General features: G+C 69.2%; 20 protein-coding genes and 1 tRNA gene. 5 read left to right on the top strand and 16 right to left on the bottom strand.

The window, feature by feature from the left end:
* Nucleotides 1-77: 77 nt before the first annotated feature.
* Nucleotides 78-1,562 (top strand): threonine synthase, encoded by a 1,485-nt coding sequence (thrC, locus tag BQ7106_RS01665; RefSeq protein WP_129583756.1) that lies wholly within the window; start codon nucleotides 78-80, stop codon nucleotides 1,560-1,562.
* Nucleotides 1,559-2,467, top strand: a complete 909-nt coding sequence (gene thrB, locus BQ7106_RS01660) for a homoserine kinase (protein ID WP_240307398.1) — start codon at nucleotides 1,559-1,561, stop codon at nucleotides 2,465-2,467. The genes thrC and thrB overlap by 4 nt, the downstream gene beginning before the upstream one ends.
* Nucleotides 2,468-2,928: 461 nt before the next feature.
* Here the strand turns inward: thrB and BQ7106_RS01655 are convergent, their stop codons facing one another.
* The 15 genes from BQ7106_RS01655 to BQ7106_RS01585 form a co-directional block, all read right to left on the bottom strand.
* On the bottom strand, nucleotides 2,929-3,900 hold the full coding sequence (locus BQ7106_RS01655; RefSeq protein WP_072370250.1) for a hypothetical protein: 972 nt from the start codon (nucleotides 3,898-3,900) through the stop codon (nucleotides 2,929-2,931).
* Nucleotides 3,901-4,823: 923 nt separating this feature from the next.
* On the bottom strand, nucleotides 4,824-5,531 hold the full coding sequence (locus BQ7106_RS01650) for an ABC transporter ATP-binding protein (protein ID WP_072370247.1): 708 nt from the start codon (nucleotides 5,529-5,531) through the stop codon (nucleotides 4,824-4,826).
* A gap of 1 nt (nucleotide 5,532) precedes the next feature.
* Nucleotides 5,533-6,384, bottom strand: coding sequence for an ABC transporter ATP-binding protein (locus tag BQ7106_RS01645; protein WP_072370244.1), 852 nt, complete (start codon nucleotides 6,382-6,384; stop codon nucleotides 5,533-5,535).
* Complete coding sequence (locus BQ7106_RS01640; protein ID WP_083526845.1) at nucleotides 6,374-7,537, bottom strand: branched-chain amino acid ABC transporter permease; 1,164 nt, start codon at nucleotides 7,535-7,537, stop codon at nucleotides 6,374-6,376. The genes BQ7106_RS01645 and BQ7106_RS01640 overlap by 11 nt, the downstream gene beginning before the upstream one ends.
* A gap of 11 nt (nucleotides 7,538-7,548) precedes the next feature.
* Nucleotides 7,549-8,421 carry an ABC transporter permease subunit gene (locus BQ7106_RS01635; RefSeq protein ID WP_072370599.1) on the bottom strand — a complete coding sequence of 291 codons (873 nt, stop codon included), beginning with the start codon at nucleotides 8,419-8,421 and terminating at the stop codon, nucleotides 7,549-7,551.
* A 122-nt stretch (nucleotides 8,422-8,543) separates the two neighbouring features.
* On the bottom strand, nucleotides 8,544-9,740 hold the full coding sequence (locus BQ7106_RS01630; RefSeq protein ID WP_072370238.1) for an ABC transporter substrate-binding protein: 1,197 nt from the start codon (nucleotides 9,738-9,740) through the stop codon (nucleotides 8,544-8,546).
* Between the two features lie 135 nt (nucleotides 9,741-9,875).
* Nucleotides 9,876-10,370 (bottom strand): VanZ family protein, encoded by a 495-nt coding sequence (locus BQ7106_RS01625; RefSeq protein WP_072370235.1) that lies wholly within the window; start codon nucleotides 10,368-10,370, stop codon nucleotides 9,876-9,878.
* Nucleotides 10,367-11,665, bottom strand: coding sequence for a hypothetical protein (locus BQ7106_RS01620; protein ID WP_072370233.1), 1,299 nt, complete (start codon nucleotides 11,663-11,665; stop codon nucleotides 10,367-10,369). The genes BQ7106_RS01625 and BQ7106_RS01620 overlap by 4 nt, the downstream gene beginning before the upstream one ends.
* 237 nt (nucleotides 11,666-11,902) lie before the next feature.
* Nucleotides 11,903-13,846 carry a transcription termination factor Rho gene (gene rho, locus BQ7106_RS01615; RefSeq protein WP_072370231.1) on the bottom strand — a complete coding sequence of 648 codons (1,944 nt, stop codon included), beginning with the start codon at nucleotides 13,844-13,846 and terminating at the stop codon, nucleotides 11,903-11,905.
* 228 nt (nucleotides 13,847-14,074) lie between these two features.
* Nucleotides 14,075-14,803, bottom strand: a complete 729-nt coding sequence (locus BQ7106_RS01610; RefSeq protein ID WP_072370229.1) for a MarR family transcriptional regulator — start codon at nucleotides 14,801-14,803, stop codon at nucleotides 14,075-14,077.
* Nucleotides 14,804-14,991: 188 nt separating this feature from the next.
* On the bottom strand, nucleotides 14,992-16,836 hold the full coding sequence (locus tag BQ7106_RS01605) for an arginine--tRNA ligase (protein ID WP_072370227.1): 1,845 nt from the start codon (nucleotides 16,834-16,836) through the stop codon (nucleotides 14,992-14,994).
* A gap of 636 nt (nucleotides 16,837-17,472) precedes the next feature.
* On the bottom strand, nucleotides 17,473-18,960 hold the full coding sequence (locus BQ7106_RS01600) for a nicotinate phosphoribosyltransferase (protein ID WP_072370225.1): 1,488 nt from the start codon (nucleotides 18,958-18,960) through the stop codon (nucleotides 17,473-17,475).
* 8 nt (nucleotides 18,961-18,968) lie between these two features.
* Nucleotides 18,969-19,280: a hypothetical protein gene (locus BQ7106_RS01595; protein WP_072370221.1), complete on the bottom strand. Its 312-nt coding sequence runs from the start codon at nucleotides 19,278-19,280 to the stop codon at nucleotides 18,969-18,971.
* A gap of 52 nt (nucleotides 19,281-19,332) precedes the next feature.
* Nucleotides 19,333-20,256 (bottom strand): radical SAM protein, encoded by a 924-nt coding sequence (locus tag BQ7106_RS01590; protein WP_072370596.1) that lies wholly within the window; start codon nucleotides 20,254-20,256, stop codon nucleotides 19,333-19,335.
* 83 nt (nucleotides 20,257-20,339) lie between these two features.
* The gene (locus BQ7106_RS01585) at nucleotides 20,340-21,527 is read right to left on the bottom strand and encodes a glycosyltransferase family 4 protein (RefSeq protein ID WP_083526843.1); all 1,188 of its coding nucleotides are present in this window, start codon (nucleotides 21,525-21,527) and stop codon (nucleotides 20,340-20,342) included.
* Between the two features lie 1,072 nt (nucleotides 21,528-22,599).
* Between BQ7106_RS01585 and BQ7106_RS10740 the strand changes: the two genes are divergently transcribed.
* The gene (locus tag BQ7106_RS10740) at nucleotides 22,600-23,274 is read left to right on the top strand and encodes a hypothetical protein (RefSeq protein ID WP_129583755.1); all 675 of its coding nucleotides are present in this window, start codon (nucleotides 22,600-22,602) and stop codon (nucleotides 23,272-23,274) included.
* 87 nt (nucleotides 23,275-23,361) lie between these two features.
* Nucleotides 23,362-23,437: transfer RNA gene (locus BQ7106_RS01575), tRNA-Ala, on the top strand.
* A 310-nt stretch (nucleotides 23,438-23,747) separates the two neighbouring features.
* Here BQ7106_RS01575 and BQ7106_RS01570 read toward each other — a convergent pair.
* A complete protein-coding gene (locus BQ7106_RS01570) occupies nucleotides 23,748-24,593 on the bottom strand; it encodes an ABC transporter ATP-binding protein (protein ID WP_083526828.1) in 846 nt (281 codons plus the stop codon).
* 118 nt (nucleotides 24,594-24,711) lie between these two features.
* On the opposite strand from BQ7106_RS01570, the gene ilvA reads away from it, so the two are divergent.
* Complete coding sequence (ilvA, locus tag BQ7106_RS01565) at nucleotides 24,712-25,932, top strand: threonine ammonia-lyase (RefSeq protein WP_205407642.1); 1,221 nt, start codon at nucleotides 24,712-24,714, stop codon at nucleotides 25,930-25,932.
* Nucleotides 25,933-26,062: the final 130 nt, after the last annotated feature.

Below are 26,062 nucleotides of genomic sequence, written 5' to 3'. Positions count from 1 at the left end.
CGCGCGCCGCGGCCCGCGGCTTATGATACATGCATCCGGAGGGGCCTCGGCCCGAGCACCAGACGCAAGGAGCAACCGTGACCACGTTCTATCACAGCACGCGCTCTGCCGAAGATTCCGTAACAAGCAAGCAAGCTATCCTCGCCGGCATCGCGCCGGACGGCGGGCTGTACGTGAGCGACGCGCTCGCCGACGCGCGCGTCCCGCTCGAGACGGTGTGCGCCCAGGGCTTCCACGCCACGGCGCGGCTCGTGCTGGGAACGCTCCTCCCCGACTACGCGCCCGACGAGGTCGCCTCGTGCGTCGAGGGCGCCTACGGCACGCAGTGGGACAGCGACGCCGTGTGCCCGGTGACGCCGCTCGGCACCGACTGGCTGCTCGAGCTCTACCACGGGCCCACCTGCGCCTTCAAGGACGTGGCCCTGCAGATGCTCCCGCGCCTCATGAGCGTGGCTCGCGACGGCGGCGGCCGCAAGATCATGATCGTCACCGCCACCTCAGGCGACACCGGCAAGGCCGCGCTCGACGGCTTCGCGGGCGTGGAGGGCACCGGCGTCACCGTCTTCTACCCGCACGGCAAGGTCTCCGACATCCAGCGTCTCCAGATGGTGACGCAGCTCGGAGGCAACGTGGCGGTGTGCGCCGTCCGCGGGACCTTCGACGACTGCCAGGGCGAGGTCAAGCGCATCTTCGCCGATCGCGCGCTGGCCGAGCGGCTCGACGCGGCGGGCGTCGCCCTCTCGAGCGCGAACTCCATCAACGTGGGTCGCCTCGCCCCGCAGGTCACCTACTACTTCGACGCCTACGCGCAGCTCGTCCGCCGCGGCGCCGTGAGGGCGGGCGACGAGGTCACCTTCTGCGTCCCCACCGGCAACTTCGGCGACGTCCTCGCCGGGTACTACGCCAAGCGCCTGGGCCTCCCCGTCCGCCGGCTCGTCGTGGCCTCCAACGCAAACGACGTCCTCGCCGACTTCCTCACCACCGGCACCTACGACCGCCGCCGCCCCTTCCACAAGACCATCTCCCCCTCCATGGACATCCTCGTCTCGTCCAACCTTGAGCGCCTGCTCTACTTCGCCTCCGGCGGGGACTGCGAGCTCGTGTCCTCCCTCATGCGAGACCTCGCCGAGGACGGGGCCTACACCGTGCCCGACCGCGTCTTGGACGAGATCCGCGCGACCTTCGCGTGCGGGCGCGCGGACGACGACGACACCCGCGCCGCGATCCGCGACACCTGGCGCGAGCTCGACGTCCTCATCGACCCGCACACCGCCGTGGCGAAGCACGTGCTCGACGGCATCGAGCGCGACGGCAGCGAGCGCGTCTGCCTCTCCACGGCAAGCCCCTACAAGTTCTGCACCGACGTGCTCCGCGCGCTCGGCGAGGTCACCGACGGCATGAACGACTTCGCGTGCATGGACGCCCTCGAGCGCCTCACCGGCACGGTCGCCCCCGCCCAGCTCGCCGGGCTTCGCGCCGGCGAGGTCCTCCACGACGACGTCTGCGACCGAGAGCGGATGGGCGCCTTCGTCGAGTCGGCCTGCGCGAGGGTCTTCCTGTGATCGGGGCCGACGGTCGCGAGCGCCCCATGGTCATCGTGCGCGTGCCCGCGACGAGCGCCAACGTGGGCGTGGGATTCGACTGCCTGGGCGTCGCGCTCGACCTCACCGCGACGTTTCTCATGACGCCGGCCGAGAGCCTGCAGATCGAGGGCTGCGAGCAGCGCTTCCGCGGGGAGGACAACCTTGTCTGGACCACCTACCTCGAGGCGTGCTCCCGGCTCGGGACGCGCCCGAGGCCGCTGCACATCACGATCCTCTCCCCCATCCCGCTCTCCGGCGGGCTTGGCTCGAGCTCCGCGTGCGTGATCGCGGGTATAGGCGCCGCGATGGCGCTCTCCCCCGACGGATTTGACCGCGACCGCGCGCTCGAGCTCGCGGTCTCCATCGAGGGCCACCCCGACAACGTCGCCCCCGCGCTGCTCGGCGGGCTCGTGAGCTCGTTCGTCGACGGCGGGCTGACCACCTCCACACGCATGGACGTGGCGGACAACCTGCGCTTCGTCGCGGTCGCGCCCCCCTACGAGGTTCGCACCGCCGAGGCGAGGCGCGTCCTGCCCGACACCGTCTCGCGCGAGACCGCCGTGTGGCAGATGGGCCGCTGCGTGGCCGTGGTGCGCGCCCTCGAGCTGGGCGACGCCGACCTCCTTGGCGCGGCGTGCCACGACCGCCTGCACGAGCCCTACCGCGCAAGGCTCATCCCCGACTACGACGAGCTGCGCAGCGCCGCCCTGGGCGCCGGGGCGTGCGCGTTCGTGATCTCCGGATCCGGCTCGACCATGATCGCCATCGCCGACGGCGACGAGGCGGCCTCCGCCGTCGCCTCCGCGCTGCGCTCCGAGCGCCCGGGCTACTGGCTCCAGTCCCTCCCCGCCAACACCCTCGGCACAACCGTCGAGGTCCACTAGAGACCTGAGGAGAGAGGGGCCTCGCGGCTGCGGGTCCTTCTCGCCCTCTGCCGCGGTGCATCGCGCGACGTCACCTGCGTCCCCGCGGAGCGCCGCGCGACGTCTCCGACCAGGGCGCCCGCCGGCGACCGAGACGCTCGCCGGCGCAAACCTCCCGCGATTGGGCATAACTTTTTATGTTTCCCCCGCGCGCTCGCTTGGACATCCACCCAACCACGCGCCCTTCTCGGCAATTTGCCCAGAATATCCGACGATTGGGTGCTTTCGCGCACGCACTGGCGAGCGGTGCATAATCATGGGCACCCAACCATGGGGCGATCTTGACAAAATCGACGGCGAGAAGAGCGCGTCGGCCCCGCAATACCCAATCATCGGCAATTCCTGCCCGCCGCCCTCCGGACCGCCCGCCGCTCTTTGGGTCGCTTGCCGCCCCGCACCTCGACCGAGCCCTCGGCCCCGCGCTACATGCCGAGGTCCTTCAGCAGCTTCCCCCTCAGCAGGATCTGCCTGAGCCTGACCTCCGCGCTCGGCTCGCGCCAACGGATGCCGAGGCCCCTCCCAGCCGCCTTCGCGACCTCCTCCATGCGGTCTTGGCGCTTGAGCATCCCGGCATCGAGCTGGGTGAGCGTGCGACCGTCCGCCACCAGCACGTTTCCCTTGCGCATGTCATAGCTCGCGCGCGAGCGGGACTTGTGCTGCGAGCCCTGGTACTCGACGACGTTGCGCCCACCGTTCCAGCTGATGTCGCACACAAACGAGTCGATGCCGAAGAGTCTCGAGGTGGGGGCGCCCAGGCGCACGCGCTCGTTCATCCTCGCCTCGGGAAGCCCAAAGCCCCCGAGCCGCCGCGGGTAGGTGAGCACCATCGACGACACCGCCTCCTCGGGCGACGCCGCCCGGTCGCGAACCCGCGCGAGCGCCCGACGGGCCCGCGCGACCCCCGGGGGAAGCCCCCGACCGTCCTCGTCCCGCAGCGCCTCAAGGCGATCAAGGTAGGAGGAAATCCTCGCCCGCGTGGTGAGGGCGGGGCAGTTCGCGAACGTCGCGGTGCCGGCGCCGTCCCTGGCATAGAGTCCGCAGAGCTCGTACCCGTACGCAACGAGCAGGTCTACGTCGAGCTCGGAGGCGGCCTGGAGGAAGCACAGCTCCGGGGAGACGACCACGGCCCCCTCGCGCACGCGATACAGCGACCCCGTCGGGTAGCGCCCCGTCACCAGGTGGACCCGGGCCGAGCGCACCTCGTGGCGAGCCGCCTGGGTCGAGACGCAGACGTCGACGACGTCGCCGAGCTCGGGATGACCCGCGCGAACCGTCGCGACGCCCGCCGTGGCGACGCGCGCGGGGACCCCCGTATGACGGGACCGTTTGGGCATGGACCCGAGGTCGATGCCCGGCCCTCCCTGAAACAGAATCCTGACGAGCAGGGTCGGCACCTCATCGCTCGCCGGGTTGTCGGCCGCGATGCGGTGCCCGACGCCCCGCCAGAATCCCCGAGCGCTCGCAAACTTAAAAGAGACTGGTCCCCTCCCCGTCGAAGCCCCGCACGGGCGCGGTCGCGCAGCGCGTCGGCGCCCTCCCTCTCTACGGAAAGCGTAGGCACTTGGGGGGACCCGTGCCGACGGGGCGAGCCGATAGCATGGCGAACGCTTCGTGCAAGCCACGTTTACCCAGCTCATAGACGTCGTTTCAAGCAACTGGGCCCAAGCGAGAAGAACGTGGGGGCGGCTCCGTCACCGCGTTCACGCACATTCCACAACCTTGGTGCGGGGCGGGGGTGCGAACGCGCCCCGCACCCCCGCCGGACCGGGGCGCTCCCCAAGGGCGGGTGTCGTCACGCGCGCGAGCGTGCAGGCTGTCCACAATCTCCATGCGGTTGGGTAAACCCGATGTGCGCGTAGGCCGAGAAGCCTCATTTCGAACAGAAGCCCCGACGATTGGGTGCTCGCCCTCAGGGAGTCGCGTCGCGAGACGAGCTCGAACCGCTCGTGGACCCCCAGAATGCCCGAAACTGCCAGCGGTTGGGTGACAACGACGCCCGTCGAGCCCGAGCCGGCTTGGGAAACATCAAGATGGCTACCCAATCGCCTGGGGTTCATGCAAAATCGGGTCCTTCTCGCTTACGCGCGTCACGAGACTACCCAATCGCCCCTTGGTGCGGACGTTGGAGCGAGGACGCACCACCCAATCGCCGGGCGAGCCTGCCACCCAAAGACGCGTGGGGCCGAGCCACACGCCGCTCGCAGCCACGCGCCCGCAGCACCGCGCCGCCCGCCGTCGCGCACAAAAGGGGCGGCGGACCCGGGAGGGTGGTCCGCCGCCCACGACGAGGGCTTCGGCCGCGCGCTGCAACACGCGGCTACCCGCCCAGGTACGCCTTCCTGACGTCGTCGTCCACGAGAAGCTCGGCGCCCGTGCCGGACTTCTTGACCTGCCCGATCTCGAGCACGTAGGCGCGGTCGGCGACGGAGAGCGCCATGTTGGCGTTCTGCTCCACGAGCAGGATGGTGGTCCCGGACTCGTTGAGCTGCTTCACGATCTCGAAGATCTCCTGCACCAGGATCGGCGCGAGGCCCATCGACGGCTCGTCGAGCATGAGCAGGCGCGGGCGGCTCATGAGGGCGCGCCCCATCGCGAGCATCTGCTGCTCGCCGCCCGAGAGCGTGCCGGCCACCTGCCCGCGGCGCTCCTTGAGGCGCGGGAAGTGCGCGTAGACCCTCTCGAGGGTCTCCCTGTTCTCGGCGTCGCTTCGGGTGTAGCCGCCCATCTCGAGGTTCTCGGCCACGGTCATCTGCGTGAAGACGCGGCGCCCCTCGGGGCAGAGCGCCATTCCGCGCCCGACGACCTTGTGCGCGGGGACGCCCACCACGGACTCCCCATCGAACTCCACGGAGCCCGACTCGGGCTTGATCAGCCCGGCCACGGTGTTGAGGGTCGTGGACTTGCCCGCGCCGTTGGCGCCGATCAGCGTCACGATCTCGCCCTCGTCGATGTCAAAGGAGATGCCGCGCACCGCCTTGATGGCACCATAGGAGACGTGCAGATCACACACGGAGAGAAGAGCCATCCTACTTCACCTCCTGCTTGCCCAGATACGCCTCGATGACGCGCGGGTCGTTCTGAATCTGCTCCGGCGTGCCCTTGGCGATGATCTTGCCGTAGTCGAGCACGCCCACGACCTCGCACACGCCCATGACGAGCGACATGTCGTGCTCGATGAGCAGGATCGCGATCTGGAACTCGTCACGAATCCGCTGGATGTTCTCCATCAGCTCCTCGGTCTCGGCCGGGTTCATGCCCGCTGCCGGCTCATCCAGGAGCAGCACCTTGGGACCCGTCGCCAGGGCTCGCAGGATCTCGAGGCGACGCTGGGCGCCGTAGGGCAGGTTGCCCGCCAGCGTGTCCGCGTACTTGCGCATGTCGAAGATGTCCAGCAGCTCGAGGGCGCGGTCGTGGAACTCCGCCTCCTGGCGCCAGTGGCTCGGGAGCCGGAGCATGTCAGCCAGCAGGTGCGTGCGCATGGTGTTGCCAAAGCCCACGAGCACGTTCTCCTCGACCGTCATCTTGGAGAAGAGGCGGATGTTCTGGAACGTGCGCGCGATGCCCATGCGGTTGACCTCGGCCACTGACTTGCCGGCCGTGTCGTAGCCGTCGATGAGGACGGTGCCGCGCGTGGGCTTGTAGACGTTGGTGAGCAGGTTGAAGATCGTGGTCTTGCCAGCTCCGTTGGGGCCGATCAGGCCCGAGATCTCGGTCCTGCCCATGGCGATGTTGAAGTCGTCGACGGCAGTGAGACCGCCGAAGTCGATGCCCAGGTGCTCGGCCTGCAGCACCGGGATGGTGCCGAGGTCGCGCTCGGGAATGAGGTTGGGCGTCTCGACCTGAACGAGGACCGGACGGCGCTTCTTCCTATCGGCCATCGGCGCTCACCTCCTCGACGCTTGCGCCCGAGTCGGCGCCCTTGTCCTTCTTCCAGGGGAAGTCCCGGTTCATCACGCGCTCGATCACGCGGGAGAGCGAGAAGTCGTAGCTGCCGAGAAGACCCTGGGGCCTGAAGATCATCACGAGGATGAGCACCACCGCGTACGCGATCATGCGGTAGTCCGAGAAGGCGCGCAGCGCCTCGGGCAGGATCGTGAGCACCGTGGCGGAGAGCACGGAGCCGAGCATCGAGCCCATGCCGCCGAGGACCACCATGACGAGGATCTCGATCGACTGCATGAAGCCGAAGTTGGCCGGCTGGAGGACGCCCACGCACCCCGCGTAGAGGCCGCCGGCGACGCCGGCGAAGAACGCGGAGACGACAAAGGCGAGCGTCTTGTAGTAGGTCGTGTTGACGCCCGTCGCCTCGGCCGCGATCTCGTTGTCGCGGATGGCGAGGATGGAGCGGCCGTGACGCGACTTCATCATCGTGTGCACGAGGAAGCACACGATCGCCACGGCGAGAAACACGTTCAGGAAGTTCGAGTAGCTGGGTATGCCCGTGAGGCCGGCGGCGCCGCGCGTGAGCTCGAAGCCGAGCACGTCGTCGATGTTGAGCATGACCACGCGGATGATCTCGGCGAAGGCGAGCGTGATGATGGCGAGGTAGTCGCCCTTGAGGCGCAGCGCCGGGATGCCGATGATGACTCCCGCGACCGCGGCGCAGATGCCGCCGAAGACCACGCCGGCGAAGACGAGGAGCGCGACCATGGGGCCTCCGGCGACGATGTCTCGCGCGCCGATGCCGAGCGCCTCGCTCAGGCGCATGATGAAGATCGCGCAGCCGTACGCGCCGACCGACATGAAGCCCGCGTGACCGAGGGGGAGCTGCCCCAGGTAGCCCGTGGCGATGTTGAGCGAGACGGCCATGATGATGTAGACGCCGACCTGCTGCAGGACGGAGGTCTGGTAGCGCGTGATGGCGCCGCCGTCGACCATGAGTTCCCCCACCGCGAGGACGACGAACACGAGCAGCGCGTTGATGACGTAGCGCGCGGGCATGGGCAGGGAGCGCCTCTTCCCGTCCGCGGCACCCCCGCGCCCTCCCGTGGAGATGATCGGGCGCTTCTTGGCCATGAGTTCCTCTTCCATGCTCACACCCCCTAGACCTTCTCGCTCATGGTACGGCCGAAGATGCCGGTGGGCCGCACGATGAGGACGACGATGAGCAGCAGGAACACGACCGCGTCGCGCCAGACGGACAGGCCGATGGCCGAGACGAAGACCTCGGCGAAGCCGACCAGCATGGCACCGACCACGGCCCCGGGGATCGAGCCGATGCCGCCGAGCACCGCAGCGACGAAGGCCTTGGTGCCGAGCATCATGCCCATCGTGGGCGTGGCCTGCGGGTAGGCCATGACGTAGAGCACGGCGCCGATGCCGGCGAGGGCGGAGCCGACGGCAAAGGTGAAGGTGATCGTGTTGTTGACGTTGACCCCCATGAGCCGCGCAGCGCCCATGTCCTCAGACACCGCCCGCATCGCCTTGCCGAGCTTGGTCTTCTGGACGAGGAACGTCAGGACGATCGTGGAAGCGGCGGTGACGAGCACCGTGACGAGCGCGACGAAGGACAGGGACAGTCCCCCCACCTGGATGCTCGAGACCGGCGCGAACGAGGGGACGACCTTGGCGTCGGCCCCGAAGACGAGCTGGGCGCCGTTCTCGAGGAAGTAGGAAACGCCGATGGCGGTGATGAGCACCGAGAGTCGCGGGGCGTTTCTCAGCGGTGCGTAGGCGACCTTGTCGATGAGGACGCCGAGCAGCGTGCACCCGAGCACGGCGAGCAGCATGGCGATCACCGGGTTGAGGCCGAGCTGCGCGAGGATGATCCACAGGATGTAGGCACCTGCCATGATGATGTCGCCGTGGGCGAAGTTGAGCAGCAGGATGATGCCGTACACCATCGTGTAGCCCAGGGCGACGAGTGCGTAGATGCTGCCGAGCTGCAGGCCGTTCAGGACCTGCGAGACTATCAGCGCGACGCCGTCCACAACATCACTCCTCTCGTGAACGGGGGCGCGCTGCGGCGCGCCCCTCGGACTGCGAAAAGGGGCACCGAGCGTGAGCCCGGTGCCCCGGACGAGGCGGGAGGGACGCGTTACGCGGACGCGTCGATGGTCTCGAAGACCTCCTCGGAGCCGTCCTCGGCGAAGGTGAGGACGAGGGAGGACTTGACCGGGTCGCCGGTGCCCTCGTAGGCGATCGTGCCGGTGACGCCCTCGACCGAGCCGGAGGCGATGCCGTCGATCACGGCCTGGAGGTACTCGTCGGAGCCGGCCTCGAGCCCGGCCTCCTCGGCGGCCGCGATGCCGCCGGCGAGAACCATGGCGGCGTCATAGCCGAGCGCGCAGAAGTTGGTCGGCGTCTCGCCGTAGGCCTCCTCGTAGTCGGCCGTGAACTGCGCCGCGAGGCCCTCGGTGTTGGCCGAGGAGAACGCGCAGCAGTAGTAGCAGTTCTGCAGGTCCTCGGCGGAGGCGTAGTCGGCGACGCCCGACCAGCCGTCGACGCCCAGGATCACGCCGGTGTAGCCCTGCTGGCGGGCCTGGGTGACGATGAGGCCGTCGTCCTCGTAGTAGTTGGGGGCGAGAATCGCGTCGGGGTTCGTGGCGATGATGGTGGTGAGCTGGGAGTTGAAGTCGACGTCGCCCGCGGAGTAGGACTGCTCGGCGGTGATGGTGATGCCGAGCGCCTGGGCCTCCTCGACGAAGGCGTTGTTGACGCCCTCGTTGTAGTCGTCTCCCTTGAGATAGAGGGTGCCGACGTTCTTGTAGCCCTGCTCGTTGGCGAACGCGGCCATGATGCGGCCCTGCTCCGGGTCGGTGACGCAGGCGCGGAACGTGTTGTCGCCGTAGGTGACGATCTCGGCCGCCGTGGCGGACGGGGTCACGCAGGGCATGTTGTCGTTCACGGACTGCTGGGCGACGGCGGTGGTGGGGCCGGTGGTGACGTCGCCGACGATGCCCACGACGCCCTGCTCGACGAGCAGGTTGTAGGCGGTCACGGCCTGGGTGGGGTCGCCCTGCTCGTCCTCGACGAGATACTCGACCTGCTTGCCGTTGATGCCGCCGTCGGCGTTGAGCTGGTCGAAGTAGAGCTGGGCGCCGTTGCGGCAGGCGATGCCGTAGTTGGCGACGTCGCCGGTGTGCGGGCCGAGGATGCCGACCTTGATGGTGGAGGCGCCGTCCCCGCCCTCGGAGCCGCCCTCGGAGCCGCCGTTGCACGCGGCAAGGCCGAGCAGTGCGGTGCCCGCTGCGGATACCTGCAGGAACTGACGCCTGGAAACGCTCTCGAACATGACTTTCTCCTCCCGTCGCTTCTTGTTGAGCAAAGCGCTGCGACTACGCTACGCCCGCGCGCAGGCGCTCATAAGCGATGTGGAGGGTTTGTTAACCGAGACGTGACGTCGCTAACACTGCCGAAACATTGTCCGTCAGGCGCCCCGTGACCCGCGACGCCCCGCGCGGGCGCGACGGGCGAGCGCGATAAGCGCGCAGCCGACCGCGATTCCCGTCACGTCGATGAGCACGTCGAGCGGCTGGCCCGTTCGTCCCGGGACGAGCAGCTGGACGCACTCGTCGACCAGCGGGACGGCGCACAGCGCGAGCAGGGAGCGCGGGGTCGCCCCGATGCCGCGCGCGGAGGCCCATGAGGAGGCGAGGGCGCCGAGGACGGCATACTCGCTCAGGTGCGCCCCCTTGCGTATCACGAACGTGACCAGGTGAGCGTCAACGGCCTCGAGCGAGGGAACGAGCGAGGTGACGAGGCGCGCCACCGCGTCGCTCTCTGCCGTGGACCCCGGGCCCGGCACGAGGGAGTGCCCCCAGATGAACAGGACCCAGCAGACGAGCGCGATCCCCCGCCATGGGAGCGCGCGGCGCGACGGGCCGTTGGGGCGGGTCGGCCCTCCCCCGCGCGCGGCCGTCACGCCTCAGCGGCCTTGGGAGCCGAGAAGTGCTTGCCCACGTAGCCCGTTCCGCCCGCCACGGTGTCGGCGAGGTGGCGGGACGCCGGCTGGGTGCCGCCCTCGAGCACGCGCAGGAACCGGCGCGAGCTGCGGCGGGCCGCCGTGGAGGAGTTCTTGGAGAACTCGTCCTCGATGAGGTAGTCGACGTAGGACTCGGCGTCGACCACCTCGGGGTGGCCCGCGGGGGTCTTGAACGGGATGAAGGACGTCTGGGGCTCGAGGTTGTCGGGCTCGTCGAGCGTGTCGGCGCCCCCGACGAGGTCGAAGAACGGGCGCAGCGGGCGGTCGCCCTGCGCGAGCTCCTCGGCCGCGATCCTCTCGTCGAGCGAGCGGAGCGCGAGGTCCCACTCGTCGACGACGTTGAGGTCGTCGACGGTGCGGTGCTCGGGATAGGCGCCCTCGTCGATCCGGGCGACGCGCAGCGCGATTCCCTCGGCGTCGTGGGGCTCGGTCGGGCGCGGGGCGGGCGCGGGCGCGGCTGCCGGCGGCGCCACGCGGGGCCGCGGGGCGGTTCCGGACGCGGTGAAGTCCGAGGGGATGGCGAGGTCCGCCTCGTCGGCGGCAAACCCGGTGTTGGAGGTCATCGCCCCCTCCCCCACGGCCTTGCGCCACCAGGCGGTGCCGACGTCGCCCACCGAGCCGTCGGCGCGCTCGATCACCGGGACGCCGCTCATCATGTTCGCCCCGAGGCGCTCGAGCAGCGTCGCGGAGACGCCCTCCGCGCGGCGCGCCATGCGCTCGCGGAAGCTCTGGCGGCGAACGTAGTTCTCCGCGATGTCGGCGTAGTCGCGCGCGGCATGCGAGGGCGCGTGGGAGCCGGTCCCGGAGGGGTCTGCCGCCTCTGCCGGGGCGTCGTCGACGGGGGGCGCGTCCGTGCGGAAGTGGCGCCCGCGCACGGGACGAGGCGGCTCGGGAGCGTCCCCGCCCTTCTCCGCGACAGACTCCCCCGCGACTGCTCCGGACGGCGCATTAGCCGTCTCGCTGCCAACGAGCGGCTGGTCAGAGGTGTTGTCGGAGGAACTCTGCGCATCGCGCGCGCGACGGCGCCCCACGAGTGCGACGCCGCTCGCGACGAGGGCGGTGAGGGCGACGCCCCCGGCGAAGCCGGCGGCGAGCGCGGCGGACGGCGTCGCGAAGGCGGAGTCGACCGCCGAGAGAGCATCGCCCAGAGAGAGGGCGTCCGCCTCGACGGGCGCGGCGAGCGACAGGGCTCCAAGCAGGCCCGCGAATATGGCGGCGTTTCTCCTCACGCCCATGTGCTCCCGCTCCTCCCAAGACTGGGAAGACGAGACGAGCTTCAAACCCATGCCCCAGCCGAGCCGGGGGGCAGATGCGTCAACGGTTTGGGCTGCGTTTCATCTTCGTGTACCGTGACATGCCCGCGGTGCGGACGTCTACGAATATACCCATTACCCTCCCGCTCGCGCAAGGGGGTGGGCGGGAGCCGGCGGGCGGGGCGCGGGGTCGCGCCCCGCCCGGGCCGGCCGGCGCCCCTAGGCCACGTAGCCGGACTGGGCGGCCTTCTTGGCGCTCTTGATGAGGAACTCGCGGTTGGAGTCGGTCTCCTTGAGACCGCGCACGAGCGCGTTGGCCGCGCGCTCGACGCTGCTCATGTTGGCGAGCACGCGGCGGATGCCCCAGACGAGCGGCTGGTAGTCAGGGTCGATGAGCAGGTCCTCGTTGCGCGTCCCGGACGCAACCGGGTCGATGGCCGGGAAGACGCGCTTGTCGGCGAGGTCGCGGTCGAGCTTGAGCTCCATGTTGCCCGTGCCCTTGAACTCCTCGAAGATGACCTCGTCCATCTTCGAGCCGGTGTCGACGAGCGCGGAGGCGATGATCGTGAGCGACCCGCCGTTCTCGATGTTGCGCGCGGCGCCCAGGAACTTCTTGGGCGGATAGAGCGCCGCCGAGTCGACGCCGCCGGAGAGGATGCGCCCGCTCGCGGGCTGCGCGAGGTTGTAGGCGCGCGCGAGGCGCGTGATGGAGTCGAGGACGACCACGACGTCCTCCCCCAGCTCGACGAGGCGCTTGGCGTGCTCGATCACGAGCTCGGAGACGTGGGTGTGGTTGTCGGCGGGCATGTCGAAGGTGGACGCGACGACCTCGCCGCGAATGGAGCGCTCCATGTCGGTGACCTCCTCGGGGCGCTCGTCCACGAGCAGGCAGAAGAGGTGCACCTCGGGGTTGTTGGCGGCGATGGACTGGCAGATCTTCTTGAGGACCGTGGTCTTGCCCGCCTTGGGGGGGCTGACGATCAGGCCGCGCTGGCCCTTGCCGATGGGGCTCACGAGATCGATGGCGCGACCGGTGATGGAGTCCTTGCCGCACTCCATGACGAGGCGCTCGTTGGGATAGACCGGCGTGAGGTCGCGGAAGCGCGGGCGCGCCCTGAGGTTCTCGGGAGGGCGGCCGTTGACGGACGAGACCTGCTGGAGCGGCGGGTACTTGCTGTTGGCGCGACCGGGGCCGACGGTCCCGGCGACGCGGTCGCCGGGGCGCAGGCCGAGCGAGCGGATGAGCTGCTGGTGCACGAAGGCGTCGTCGTCGCCCTCCATGTAGTTGCCGGTGCGCACCCAGCCGTAGCCCTCGTTGCCGATCTCGAGGATGCCCTCGACCTGGCGGAAGCCCTCTGCGCGCGCCGCGGCCTCGAAGACCGCCTCGACGAGCGCGGGCTTGCGGACGCCGGCGTACTCGACGCCGAGCTCAGCGGCCTTGGAGCGCAGCTCGGCGACCTTCATGGCGGAGAGCTCCTCGACGGTGAGCGTGGGGGTGGCGACCTCCTGCTGGCGACGGTTGCGCTTGCGTCCGCCCTTGCCCTGCTCGCCCTTGCGGCGGTCCTGCTGGCCGCCGTCCTGGCGGTTGGCGTGATCGCCGGGTCGGCGGCGCTTGCGGCCCTGGCGCCCGGCGTCGTCGCGCTGCGCGGAGCCGTCGGCGGGCGCCTGGTCGCGCGGGGCGGCAGCCTGCGGCTGCGACCCGGGCTCGACCTGCGGGGCCGCCTGCTCGTCCTGGGCCGGCTGCGGCGACGCGGCGTCGGCGGCGGGCTGGTCGGACGCACCGTCCTGCTTGCGCGGGCGGCCGCGACGGCGCTTGGGCTGCGCCGCGTCGCCCTCCGGCTCCGTGCCCGGGGCGGGAGCCTCCGCGGGGGCCGCGGCGGCGGGCTCGCCCGCGGGAGCGGGAGCGGCCCCCGCTGCCGACGAGCCCTCCTCGGCGGCGGCCTGAGACTCGCTCTTGCGCGGGCGGCCGCGGCGACGCTTCGGGGGCCACGGCTCCCCGGCCGCCTCCGCCGCCGCGCGCGCGGCGGCCTCCTCGGCGCGGGCGGCCTCCATCTCGGCCTTGGTGCGACGACGCCTGCGCGGCTTGGCCGGAGCCTCCTGCGGCTGAGCGTCGACAGGCTCGACGGGGGCGTTCCCGGAAACGGGCGTCTCGGCATCGGACATATGTGCAACCTCTCTGCTGTGGCCATGCACGACTCGCCCACGGCGACATCGTGCCCACATGGCATAACCTATTCCTGTGCAAGGATGTGAGAAGCGGAGAGGACGCGACCGAATTGTGCGCCAAAGCGGCCCCCCGCGTTCGCGCATATTGTATCACGCAACAGGTCCTGGGGCGCCCTCGACGCGGCGCGCGTCACGGAATGCTGGCAGGGGCGCAGTCGTGGCGCGTCACGCCTCGCTCGCGGTCCCGTCCGTCCCCGCGTCGCCCTCCGCCGCGGACCTGCGCGCACGTCGCGGCCCGCGCCTCACCACGATCCTCGCGATGCCGTCCTCGAGCTCGCGCGCGACCGCGTAGCCCTCGGGCGTGAGGGTCGCCGCCGCGCCGCGGCCGCCCCTCGGGATCGCGTCGCGCGCGAGCATGCCGTCCTCGACGAGCGCGGATACCGACATGGAGACCGTGGGCTGCAGCAGGCCGAGGGCGTCGACGAGCTGCATCACCGTGAGCTCGCCCTTCTCCGAGGCGAGGAGCCCGAGCAGGACGAGGTCCCCCGCGTTGCAGAAGAACGACCCCATCGCGTCCACGTACTTCTCGATCCGCTCCGGCGAGGTGCGGGAGAGCGACCTCCCGGACCTGATCTTGGCCCGCGTGAGCCCGCAGAGCTCGCGCACGCGCTCGCGCCCCAAATCGGAGATCGAGCAGACGACGTTGCGGCGGTCGCGCTCGCCAGGGGCGCGCTCGATGAGGCCGAGGCCGGCGAGGTGGTTGGTGCGGTGCGTCATCGTGGGACGAAGGGCCCCCTGGTACTCCGCGATGGAGGAGGTGTTCATAGGGCCCTCGGAGGCGTCGAGCCTGCAGAGAATGGCGAACTCCTCGAACGTCAGGCGCTCGCTCGACGCGACGGACTGCCTGACGACGTTGTACGCCCTCCGGACGGACATGTACTCCCTGAGGTCCACGCTCCAGATCCTCCCCGACTCGCTCATACGAACCAGCCCCAGCGCACGCGTGCGGGACGGCCGAAATCCAACAGTGCGGTAGTATACATTTTTTTGGTCGGGAGTCTCCCCCACCACGCATGCGCCACAAAGATGCGGGCGCCCGGGGAGTCCCGGGCGCCCGCGAGTCGACAGGAGGCGCGCTCCGCCTACATGCTCTGCGGGGCGCTCACGCCGACGAGCCAGAGCGTGAGCGCGAGCACACGGCGCGTGGCGTCGACGGCGGCGAGGCGCGCGTGCGAGAGGCCCTCGTCAATGGGCCGGCCCTTGCCGGGGAGGACCTGGCACGCGGCGTAGAACGAGTGGAACTCGGCGGCGAGCTCCTCGGCGTAGTGGGTCAGGCGGAACGGCGCCCGGTCGCGGGCGCAGCTCTCGACCAGGCCGGGCAGCTCGGAGAGCTTGCGCGCGAGCGCGGCCTCGGCGGGGTCGGTGAGCAGCCCCAGGTCGTAGGACTCCCCGACCGCGCGGCTCGCGACCTCGTCCATGCCGACCTCGGACGCCTCCTCGAGCGTGACGCCCGCGCCTCGGCGCAGGATCGAGCAGATGCGTGCGTGCGCGTACTGCACGTAGTAGACGGGGTTGGTGTTGTCCTGGCGCTTCACGCGCTCGATGTCGAAGTCGATCATCTGGTTGGAGGACTTGGAGATGAGGGTGTAGCGCGTGGCGTCGGCGCCGACCTCGGCGAGGAGCTCGTCGAACGTGACCATGGTGCCCTTGCGCTTGGACATGCGCACCGGGCTGCCGTCGCGCAGCAGGTTGACGAGCTGGCCCAGGAGCACCTCGAACTGCGTCGGGTAGCCGAGCGCCTCGCACGCGGACTGCACGCGCTGGATGTAGCCGTGGTGGTCGGCGCCCCAGATGTCGATCACGTGGTCGACGCGCTGGAACTTGTTCCAGTGGTACGCGACGTCCGAGGCGAAGTAGGTGTACTCGCCGTTGGTCTTGATGAGCACGCGGTCCTTGTCGTCGCCGAAGGTCGTGGAGCGAAACCACAGCGCGCCCGCCTCGTCGCGGTAGAGGTGGCCGAGCTCGTCCAGGGCGGACAGGGCGCGGTCGACGGCGGAGGCGCCGTCCTCGCCCCTCTCGTAGAGGCTGCGCTCGGAGAACCACACGTCGAAGTCGCAGCGCGCCTCGTGGCACGTCTGGCGGATCGACTCGAGCATCCAGCGGTAGCCGCGCTCGCGGAACTCCGCCATGCGCTCGTCCTCGGGGACGCCCGCCCACCTCTCGCCGTCCTCCTCGACGAAGCGACGGGCAATGTCGACGATGTAGTCGCCGCCGTAGGCGTTGCCGCCGAGCGCCTCGTTGAAGGCGTCGGTCAGGGGGTGCGTCTCGGGAGCGGAGTCGTCCTCGTCGGCGACGAAGGCCTCGCGGTCGGCGAGGAGCGCGGCGCGGGCGTCGTCGAGCGAGCAGCCGCGCTGCGCCATCACGTCGAGCAGCTGGCGGTAGCGCATGGAGACCGAGCTGCCGAAGACGTCCATCTGGGAGCCGTGGTCGTTGATGTAGTACTCGCGCTCGACGTCGTAGCCGGCGTGCTCGAGCACGCGGCAGAGCGAGTCCCCGAGCGCGGCCCACCGGCCGTGCCCTATGTGGAGCGGGCCCACGGGGTTTGCGGAGACGAACTCGACCTGCACCTTGGTCCCGGCGCCGATCTTGGAGCGGGCGAAGTCGCCGCCCTGCTCGCGCACGGTCCGGAAGACCTCGTTGGCCGATGCGGCGGCGAGGTAGAAGTTGATGAAGCCCGGGCCGGCAACCTCGACGCGCTCCACGGAGGCGTCCTCGGGGAGGTGCGCCACGACGGCGTCCGCGATCTGGCGCGGGCTCATGCGGGCGAGCTTCGCGGAGCGCAGGGCGACCGTGGAGCTCCAGTCGCCGTTGGAGGAGTCGGCCGGGCGCTCGAAGCCGAGGTCGCCCACCTCGAAGGAGGGCAGCTCACCCGCCTCCTGGGCGGCGGCGATGGCGGCACGTACGAGCTCCTCGATCTTCTCGGGCATGTGGTCTCCCTCTTCTTGCGGCGCGTGCGCGGCCAGCGGGCCGCGCGCTCGCGGAATCGTCCAGCTGGATGAGTGTAGCAGAGCCGCGGCGGGGCCCGCGCGGCGGGACGCGCCTTCGCAGCTACGCCACGTTCCCCGCGAACGGGCGCGCGACCGCCGGGAGGGCGAGGCGCCTGGCACGGGCGGGTCGCGGGCATGCGCAGACGGGTCGCAGGCACGGCGCTCGGCGCGGGCGGGTCGCAGGCACGGCGCTCGGCGCGGGCGGGTCGCGTGCACACGCAGACCGAGGTTTTGGTCGAAACCCCGGGCGATTGGGTATCACATTTGATGCTCGGGCAGCAATACGGGCGAGCGGGCGGGGCGAATTGGCGCCTCGCCGGTCCTTCTCGCCAAAAAATCAAGGTGGTTGGGTATCAGTTTTGATGCATCGGGCATCTCTCCATAAAAAATGATACCCAATCGCCCCGCCAACGCGCGAAAACGGGCATCTCGGGCGCCCCCGGCGCGCTCGTTCACCCAATCGCCTGGGAATTTGGGCAGGCGCGTGGAATGCGCCACGGAGCGGCCAGGCGGCGAGCGCGCCGGCGCGGGCAGCGAGGCCGTGCGGGGGCGCCCCCGCCAGAGCGCTCGCGCCCCCTATGCCGTGGGGCGACCGGACTCCTCGCGCTCCTCGCGGGCGAGGCGGCTCCTCAGCTCGGCGAGCCCCTCCTCGAGGCCCACCGGGTAGGTCTGCGGGTTGAGGAAGCGGGCGACGGCGGGGTCGAGGCGCATGAGCGCGTCCTTGCAGCGTTCGCGCGCGACCTCGATGCCCTCGGGCTCGCCGGCGCGCCTTCCGTGCTCGACGAGCGGCACGAGCAGCTCCTCGGGCTCGCCGACGAGCGGGAAGGTGGTGTAGGGGTCGAGGATGTCGACCATCCGCCGCGCGCGCCCCTCGCGCGCGACCTCGTCGACGACGATCATGTCCGCGGTGGGGCGGCCCGCCGGGTCGTAGTAGCGCAGCACGCGCTGCACGCCCGGCACCGTGCGCTTGTAGTGCTGCTCGGAGAGCTTGATGACCGGGGTCCAGGGCTCGCCCTCGCCGCGGCGCACCGCCGAGAGCTTGTAGACGCCCCCGAGCGAGGGCTGGGGGTCGCACGTGGCGAGCTTGGTGCCCACGCCGAAGGAGTCGATCGGTGCGCCCTGGGCGAAGAGGGACTGGATGGTGTACTCGTCGAGGTCGTTCGAGACCGAGATCTTGACGTAGGGCAGACCCGCCTCGTCGAAGGCCGCGCGCGCCTCCTTCGAGAGGCGGGCGAGGTCGCCCGAGTCGAGGCGCACGGCCGAGAGCCGCTCGCCGTCGGCCTCCATCTCCTTTGCCACGGTGATGGCGTTGGCGATGCCCTGGTGCACGTCGTAGGTGTCGAGGAGAAGGACGCAGTTCTTGGGGCTCGACTTCGCGAAGGCGCGGAACGCCTCGAGCTCGCTCGGAAACGCCATGACCCAGGAGTGCGCGTGGGTGCCGAACACGGGGATGCCATAGATCTTGCCCGCGAGCACGTTAGAGGTCGAGGATGCGCCCGCGATGTAGGAGGCGCGGGCCACGGCGAGGCCACCGTCGGGGCCCTGGGCGCGCCTGAGCCCGAAGTCCGAGACGGGGTGGCCCTCGGCGGCGCGCACGACGCGCGCGGTCTTGGTCGCCACGAGCGTCTGGAAGTTCACGAGGTTGAGCAGGGCGGTCTCGATGAGCTGGCAGTCGATCACCGGACCCTCGACGCGCACCATGGGCTCGCGCCCGAAGACGAGCTGCCCCTCGGGAACGGCGTGGATGGTGAGGTCGAGGTGGTGGTTGCGCAGGTACTCGAGGAAGCCCGGCTTGAACATGGGGCCGCCGCCGGGCGCCTGGACGGACGCGAGGTAGTCGACGGCGTCGTCCTCGAACACGAAGTTCTCGACGAGGTCGGCGATCTGGCCCGTGCCGCAGCAGACGGCGTAGCCGCCCTCGAAGGGGGTGTCGCGGAAGAAGGCGTTGAAGCAGGCCTGGGCGTCGGCGAGCCCCGACTCCCAGAACCCCTGCGCCATCGTGAGCTCGTAGAGGTCGGTGTTGAGCGAGACGTCAGCGGGCTTGGTTCGGTCGGTGAGCGACATCTGTCCTCCTATCCCAGGGCCGTGACGGCGAGCCACACGGCGACGATCCCCACCACCGCGAGGATCACGATCTTCTGGCCGAGGGACATCCTGAGGTCGTCGTCATCGGGCTCCATGAGGGCGCGGCCGCGCTCGCGCGCCTCGGCGTCGCGGGCGGCCTGCTCCCGCTCCGCCTCGCTGCGCGCGCGCTCGCCGCGGAGGCGCTCCAGCTCGGCGCGCTCCGCCGCGTCGCGGGCGGCCTGGGCGCGCGCGGCCTTCTCGGCGCGCAGCTCCTCGAGCTCGGCGCGCTCCTCGTCGGTGAGACCGGTCCTGTCCGCCATGTGCCCTCCCGTGTTCCAGTGTGTCTACAGTTTATACACCCAACCGGCGCGCTCACGCATCCCGCGCGGGAGGTGCGCCGAGCTCGGGCCCCTCGACGCCCGTGGCGTCGAAGGCGGGGACGAAGCTCTCGGAGACCGTTCCGCCCTCCTGCCACCAGATGCGCTCGAAGCCGAGGTCGTCCGCGTGGCACAGCACGATCTCGTACTCCTCCTCGGAGATGCCCCGCGCGAGGTCGCCGCCCGCGCGACGGCACGCCTCGTTGGGCGTGTACTGGTTCATGACCGACAGGTCGACCTCGTTGCCCGCGAGCTCCCACACGCGGTCGAGCACGGCGCAGGAGTCGTCCGCGTGACCGGGCAGGACGAGGTGGCGCACGATGACGCCCCTCCTCATGGACCCGTCCTCCGCGAGCTCGCGCCCGCCCGCGGCGCGCACCGACTCGACCATCGCCGAGAGCGCGCGGGCCGCGACCTCGGGGTAGTCCGGCGCGGCGGAGAGCTCGCCGGCGAGGCGCGCGTCGGCGTACTTGAAGTCCGTGAGCCACGCGTCGACGACGTCGCCGAGGGCCCGCACGACCTCGGGCAGCTCGTACCCGGAGGTGTTGCACACCACCGGGAGCGTGAGGCCCGCTCCACGGGCGAGAAGAACCGCCCGTCGCACCTGGGGGGCGAAGTGCAGGGGCGTCACGAGGTTGACGTTCAGGGCCCCCGCGCCCTCGAGCTCGAGCATCATCTCGGCGAGCCGCTCCGTGCTCACGTCCACGCCGAACCCGCCGCTCGATATCTCGTGGTTCTGGCAGAAGACGCAGCGCAGCGGGCAGCCCGAGAAGAAGATCGCCCCGGAGCCGGACTCCCCGGAGATGGGCGGCTCCTCCCAGAAGTGCAGCGCGCTCCGGGCGACGCGCAGCTGCGCCGTCATGCCGCAGCGGCCCGCAACGCCCCGGGAGCGACGTGCGCCGCAGCGGCGCGGGCACAGCCGGCAGGCGTCGAGGGCGGAGAGGGGAAGGGGGTCCCCCGAGGGCCCCGGGAAGGGGGCGCGCGACGCGTCGGGCGCAGGGCTCACCGCTCGCCCTCCCCCCGGTGGTGGTGGACCTTCTCGGCCTCCTCCTCGAACGCGGCGTCGTCGGGCCCCACGAGCTCGTCCGCGCCGGTCTTGGGGTTGTAATGGTGCAGCAGAACCGGCTCGAAGAGGTGCAGGTGGCGCGCGAACGCCATCGAGATGAGCAGCAGGCCGCAGAAGATTACGATGCGCGGGACGGTCTCCACCTGGGTCATCACGAGCGACCCCACGCACAGCAGCGCCGTCCACCCGTACATGAGCAGCACCGCCTGGCGCTGGTCGTAGCCCTCGTCGATGAGGCGGTGGTGGATGTGGCCGCGGTCGGCGTGGCTGATGCTCACGTGTCCGCGGAGGCGCCGCACGATGGCGGAGAACGTGTCGATGATGGGGACCGCGGCGATCACGAGCGGCACGATGATCGTGGTCAGGCCCGCGAAGCGCGTGACGGACAGCAGCGAGACCGTTCCGAGCGCGAAGCCGAGCGTGAGCGCCCCGGAGTCCCCCATGAAGACCGACGCGGGGTGGAAGTTGTAGCGGAGGAACCCGAGCGAGGCGCCCGCGACGGCGATGGAGAGCGCCGCGGCGTCGAGGCGGCCCGCCAACACCGAGAGCACGAACATCGTGAAGCTCGCGATGGCGGAGATGCCCGCCGCGAGCCCGTCGAGGCCGTCGATGAGATTGATGATGTTGGTGTAGGCGACGAGGTAGACCACCGTCACCGGGTAGGCGACCCAGCCGAGCTGGATGAACCCCCCGGGGACGAAGGGGTTGGAGATGTCGCCGATCACCAGGCCGCCGGCGACGGCGATAAGAGCGGCGAGGACCTGGCCGAGGAGCTTCTGGCGGGGGCTGAGGGAGAAGCGGTCGTCGAGCAGGCCCGTGGAGAAGATCACCACGAAGGCCGCGACGAGCATGCCGTAGTTGACGTCGAGCTTGGGCGAGGGCACGAGCACGACGGGCCAGCCGAAGTTCATGGTGCCCACGTACTGCACGACGAAGGCCGCCACGATCCCGAGGAAGATGGCGATGCCGCCCATGCGAGGGATGGGCCGCTTGTTGATCCTGCGGGCGTTGGGGTAGTCCACGGCGCCGCAGCGCACGGCGATAGCTCGGGCGAGCGGCGTGGTGAGAATAGTCACGAGCAGGGCGGCGAAAAAGAGGCAGAGGTACGGTATGAGATTCGGCACCACCTCGTCCCCCTTCGGTCTCCGCACGCTCCCCGCCGTTTACGACGAGTCATGATAGCCGAAAGCGCAAGAGGGCGGGGCGGGCGCACGCAAAATCCGGGCACCGACGGGCACGGCGAGCGGGCGGCCCCGTCGACGCAGCACAAAAACCGCACGTACATACACGTATACAATCAATTTTGCGGAGATTGCGGACCATGTCAAGACTGGTATCTCCGCGCGGCTCCCCTATAGTAGGTGGTGTCGTCCCCCTGCGGCCTAACTGGGTGAACCGACAAGCGTTACTTGGGAGTCCGATATCTCGTGTTCAGTACGGGGATCCTCCGTTGATGAGGAAGCCGGAACGCGCGATGGGGACACCCACCTTTTGAGAGGTGGGTTCATTTTCGTGCCGCAGGGGGCGTCTTCGTGGCTCGCGGCCTTCTCGTCGGGCCCGCCCGCTATCTCTGCCATGCTGGGCCCGGAGAGTGTGGGGCTTAGAAATCTCTCTGAATTCCGAGACGTCGCGCACCGCGCTTAGCCATCGCACCTAGTTTCGCGACCAAGCCAACTCCCGCTTAGGATAATCACCGAGTTCGCGCCGTGTCGCAGACGAGAAGGACGCACATCTGAAACTCGGCCTGAATCGTAAGCACGGCATTCCAATAATCCCGAACTCGACGCATTCCTTAACCAACACCGGGATGCCAGCCGCCCGCGCAACTCCCGGTATCCGCCGTTCGTCCAGCTACTCAAGACCCTTCCAAGCCCGCCACCAGCATTTGAGCTACTGTTTAGAGCGCGGTCTTTCAGAATGCTTTTAGAAAGGAGAGCCTCGTGACCCACGTATGCCCAAAATGTGGGAGGTCGTTTGACAGCGCCTTCTGCCCCGACTGCGGGTCCCCCGCACCGAGCACCCCCCCCCAATGAGACGTTAGCCCGGCCCAAGCTTGACGAGAATTCCCCCGTCATTCCGGCCCCCGAGCCTCCGTCTCCGAACAATGGGGCCGATGAGAAACCCAAGAAACCCTTCTATAAGAAGCCGTGGTTCATTGTCATAGTAGTTATTCTCATTCTCGCGGCGATTGGGTCCGTGAGCGGCAATAATGACGCAGGAGAATCCAGCTCTAGCACCACCACGGCGCAGGAAGAATCCTCGACCGACCAGAGCGTTGAGGAGGAGCCTGCAGACCTCGTATCAATCAGCGCGACCTACTCAGGTAATACCGAGGCAGGCGTTTCCATCGAGACCGGAACCGAAGGCATAAGAGTTAGCGGCACCTATGACGATGGGAGCACTGACGTAGTTTCTGGCTGGACCGTCGACAATCCCGGAACACTCGTCGCGGGAACGACGTCAACCTTCACCATCTCATATCAGGGCATGACATGCACGCTGGACATTACGTGCACGACCGTGGATCCGGAGCAGTTCAAGGCATCCTGCACCTCTTATCCCTACGAAGAGCTCGCCCGTAACCCTGATTCATACTTCGGTCAGAATATCGTTTTCAGGGGCGAGGTCATTCAGGTCCTTGAGGATACCGGCGGAGTGACCATGCGCGTCAACGTGACTGAGGGAAGCTACGGCATCTGGGATGACACCGTAATGGCCTACTATTCCTATGATGAGGGCGAGTCACGCATCCTCGAGGATGACATCATCACCATGTACGGAACTTTCGGAGGGCTCTATACGTACGAATCTGTCTTCGGCGCCTCGATTACCGTACCTCTCATGTACGTCGAGGTGGTCGAAATGGGCTGAGGGGCTCGTCCCACCGCCAACCTCGCTCAAAGTTCTTGTTGACCCTGCGCGGGATAACCGTCATAATAACCAACGCGCAATGCGCCTGGGGACGTAGCTCAGCTGGGAGAGCGCTGCCTTCGCAAGGCAGAGGCCGGGGGTTCGAATCCCCTCGTCTCCACCAGGTAAACGCAGGACCCGGATGCCTCACCGCATCCGGGTCCTTTTGTGTGGCCGCGGGGAGCCCTCGACAGGCCCTCCTCTTGGCCCGTCCTTCTCGCCACCTTTTCCCGGACGACCCCCTACGGGAGATCATGCCAAAACCATCTGCATTCTCCGCGCGATTTTCGGCACTTCAAGCCAGATGGAAACGTTTCTAAGTGCCGAAATTTCGCGGAGAACAATCCCGGCACCGCACCAAAGGCCCGCCTGGCACCAAACGTCAACATGGTCGAGGCGCCAGCCGATCCCCGCCACAACCCCGGCAACAGACACTAGTAAGCGCCACGGAGCGAATACCAGCCGCAGGACTCCCCCACCACGAGCGGCACGTCAAAGAGGTCGCTCATGACCTCGCTGGTGAGCAGCGCCTCCTTGGGACCGTCCGCAAAGACCTCGGCGTTCTTGATGAGGAGAACGCGCCCGATGGCCGGAACGATGTCCTCCGGATAGTGGGTCACCAGCACGACCGAGCGCCCCTCGGCCGCGAGCGTGCCCATGGTCTGCCGCACGTGATACATGCCCTCGGGGTCGAGACCCGTGCAGGGCTCGTCGAAGATGAGGACCTGGGGATCGCGCACGAGCTCGCGCGCCACGAGCACGCGGCGCACCTGGCCCGTGGAGAGGGTCATGACGTCGCGCGGGGCGAGACTTGCGATGCCCAGGCGCTCGAGCGCGTCCGTCGCGAGCGCCCGGTCTCGCGCGCTCACCTCCCCGCGAAGCGGGAGGCCCAGCGTGCCGAAGAGCCCTCCCGTCACGATGTCGATGACCGGAAGGTGGACCCTCACCTGATCGTGCATCGTGGAGCTCACGATGCCGAGGGTGCGCTTGATGTCCTCGAGCCGGGGGCGCTCCTGGCCGCGGAAGCGCACCGGGGGCTCCTCGCGCCAGAGGGGGAAGACCTCGCGCGTGAGCAGCTGGATGAACGTGGACTTGCCCGCCCCGTTGGGGCCGAGCAGGGCCACGTGCTCGCCCTCCGCGAGCTCGAAGTCGCCCACGTGCAGGATGGTCTTGCCGCCACGCACCACGCTCGCGTCACGGATCTGGAAGAGCAGCGTCGCGTCTCCCCTCGCGGGCGTCAGGTCCTTCTCGCCCGCCGGGTCCCTCTCGATGATTTCCATTTGGTGCCCCTTCGCCTTGCGCCGGGACGTCCCTGCCCCGGCAGGACTACTATAGGCAAGCGAAAAACCGTGGTGACGGCCCCGTAACGCGCCGTCTACTTTGCAGGGGGGAGCCGCTATGGCAGAGATGCTCACGCTCGAGGCGTTCGAGGAGGCCTCGGAGAAGGTCCGGGAGGTCACGCAGGAGACCAAGCTCGTGGAGAGCCCGTCCTTCTCTGCCCAGTGCGGCAACCGCGTGTGGCTCAAGCCAGAGAACATGCAGCGCACCGGCGCCTACAAGGTTCGCGGCGCCTACTACAAGATCTCCACCCTCTCGCCCGAGGAGCTCTCCCGCGGCATCATCACCGCGAGCGCCGGCAACCACGCGCAGGGCGTGGCCTTTGCCGCCACGAGGGCGGGCGCGCGCTCGGTGGTGGTGATGCCCACGACCACGCCGCTCATCAAGGTCGAGCGCACCAAGGGCTACGGAGCCGAGGTGGTCCTCCACGGGGACGTCTACGACGAGGCATGCGATTACGCACTCGAGCTCGCCGAGCGCGACGGCCTCACCTTCATCCACCCGTTCAACGACCCCGTGGTCTCGACCGGCCAGGGCACCATCGCCATGGAGATCGTCCAGGAGCTGCCGCTCGTGGACACCATCCTCGTGCCGGTGGGCGGGGGCGGGCTCGCCTGCGGCGTCGCCACCTTCGCCAAGCTCCACAACCCCAAGATCCGGGTGGTGGGCGTGGAGCCGGCCGGCGCCCCCTCGCTCACCGCGGCGCTCGAGGCGGGCCACCCCGTGCGACTGCCCTCCGCCAACACCATCGCCGACGGCACGGCGGTCCTCGAGGTCGGGGACCAGGTCTTCCCCTACCTGCGCGACAACCTCGACGACGTCATGACCGTGCCCGACGACGAGCTCGTGGTCGCCTTCCTCGACATGGTGGAGAGCCACAAGATGATCGTGGAGAACTCGGGGCTTCTCAGCGTGGCGGCGCTCAAGCACCTGCCGGCCGAGAACAAGCGCGTGGTCTCGATCCTCTCCGGCGGAAACATGGACGTCATCACGATGAGCTCGGTCGTACAGCACGGCCTCATCATGCGCGACCGCATCTTCACCGTGAGCGTGCTCCTGCCCGACCGCCCGGGCATGCTCGTGCGCGTGGCCCAGGTCATCGCAGAGCAGAACGGCAACGTCATCAAGCTCGAGCACAACCAGTTCGTGAGCACCAACAGGAACGCCGCCGTGGAGCTGCGCGTGACGATCGAGGCCTTTGGCACCGAGCACAAGAACGGCATCGTGGCCGCCCTCGAGGCGGCGGGCTTCACGCCCACGCTGGTGCAGACGTCGCTGTAGCCCTCCCGGCACTCGCGTGCCGCTCGTCCCGTCTTGCCGCCGCGCGCGTCCTGGAGGATAGTGCGCAAAATATAACATGCGCGATTTTCTGAGCTGGGCATATAGAAAGTTGTGTCATTTTTTGCGCACT

The organism is Thermophilibacter mediterraneus, from assembly GCF_900119385.1.
GTDB classification, from domain to species: domain Bacteria; phylum Actinomycetota; class Coriobacteriia; order Coriobacteriales; family Atopobiaceae; genus Thermophilibacter; species Thermophilibacter mediterraneus.
Note: the sequence above shows the minus strand (reverse complement) of the source record. Positions and strands in the feature narration are given on the sequence as shown.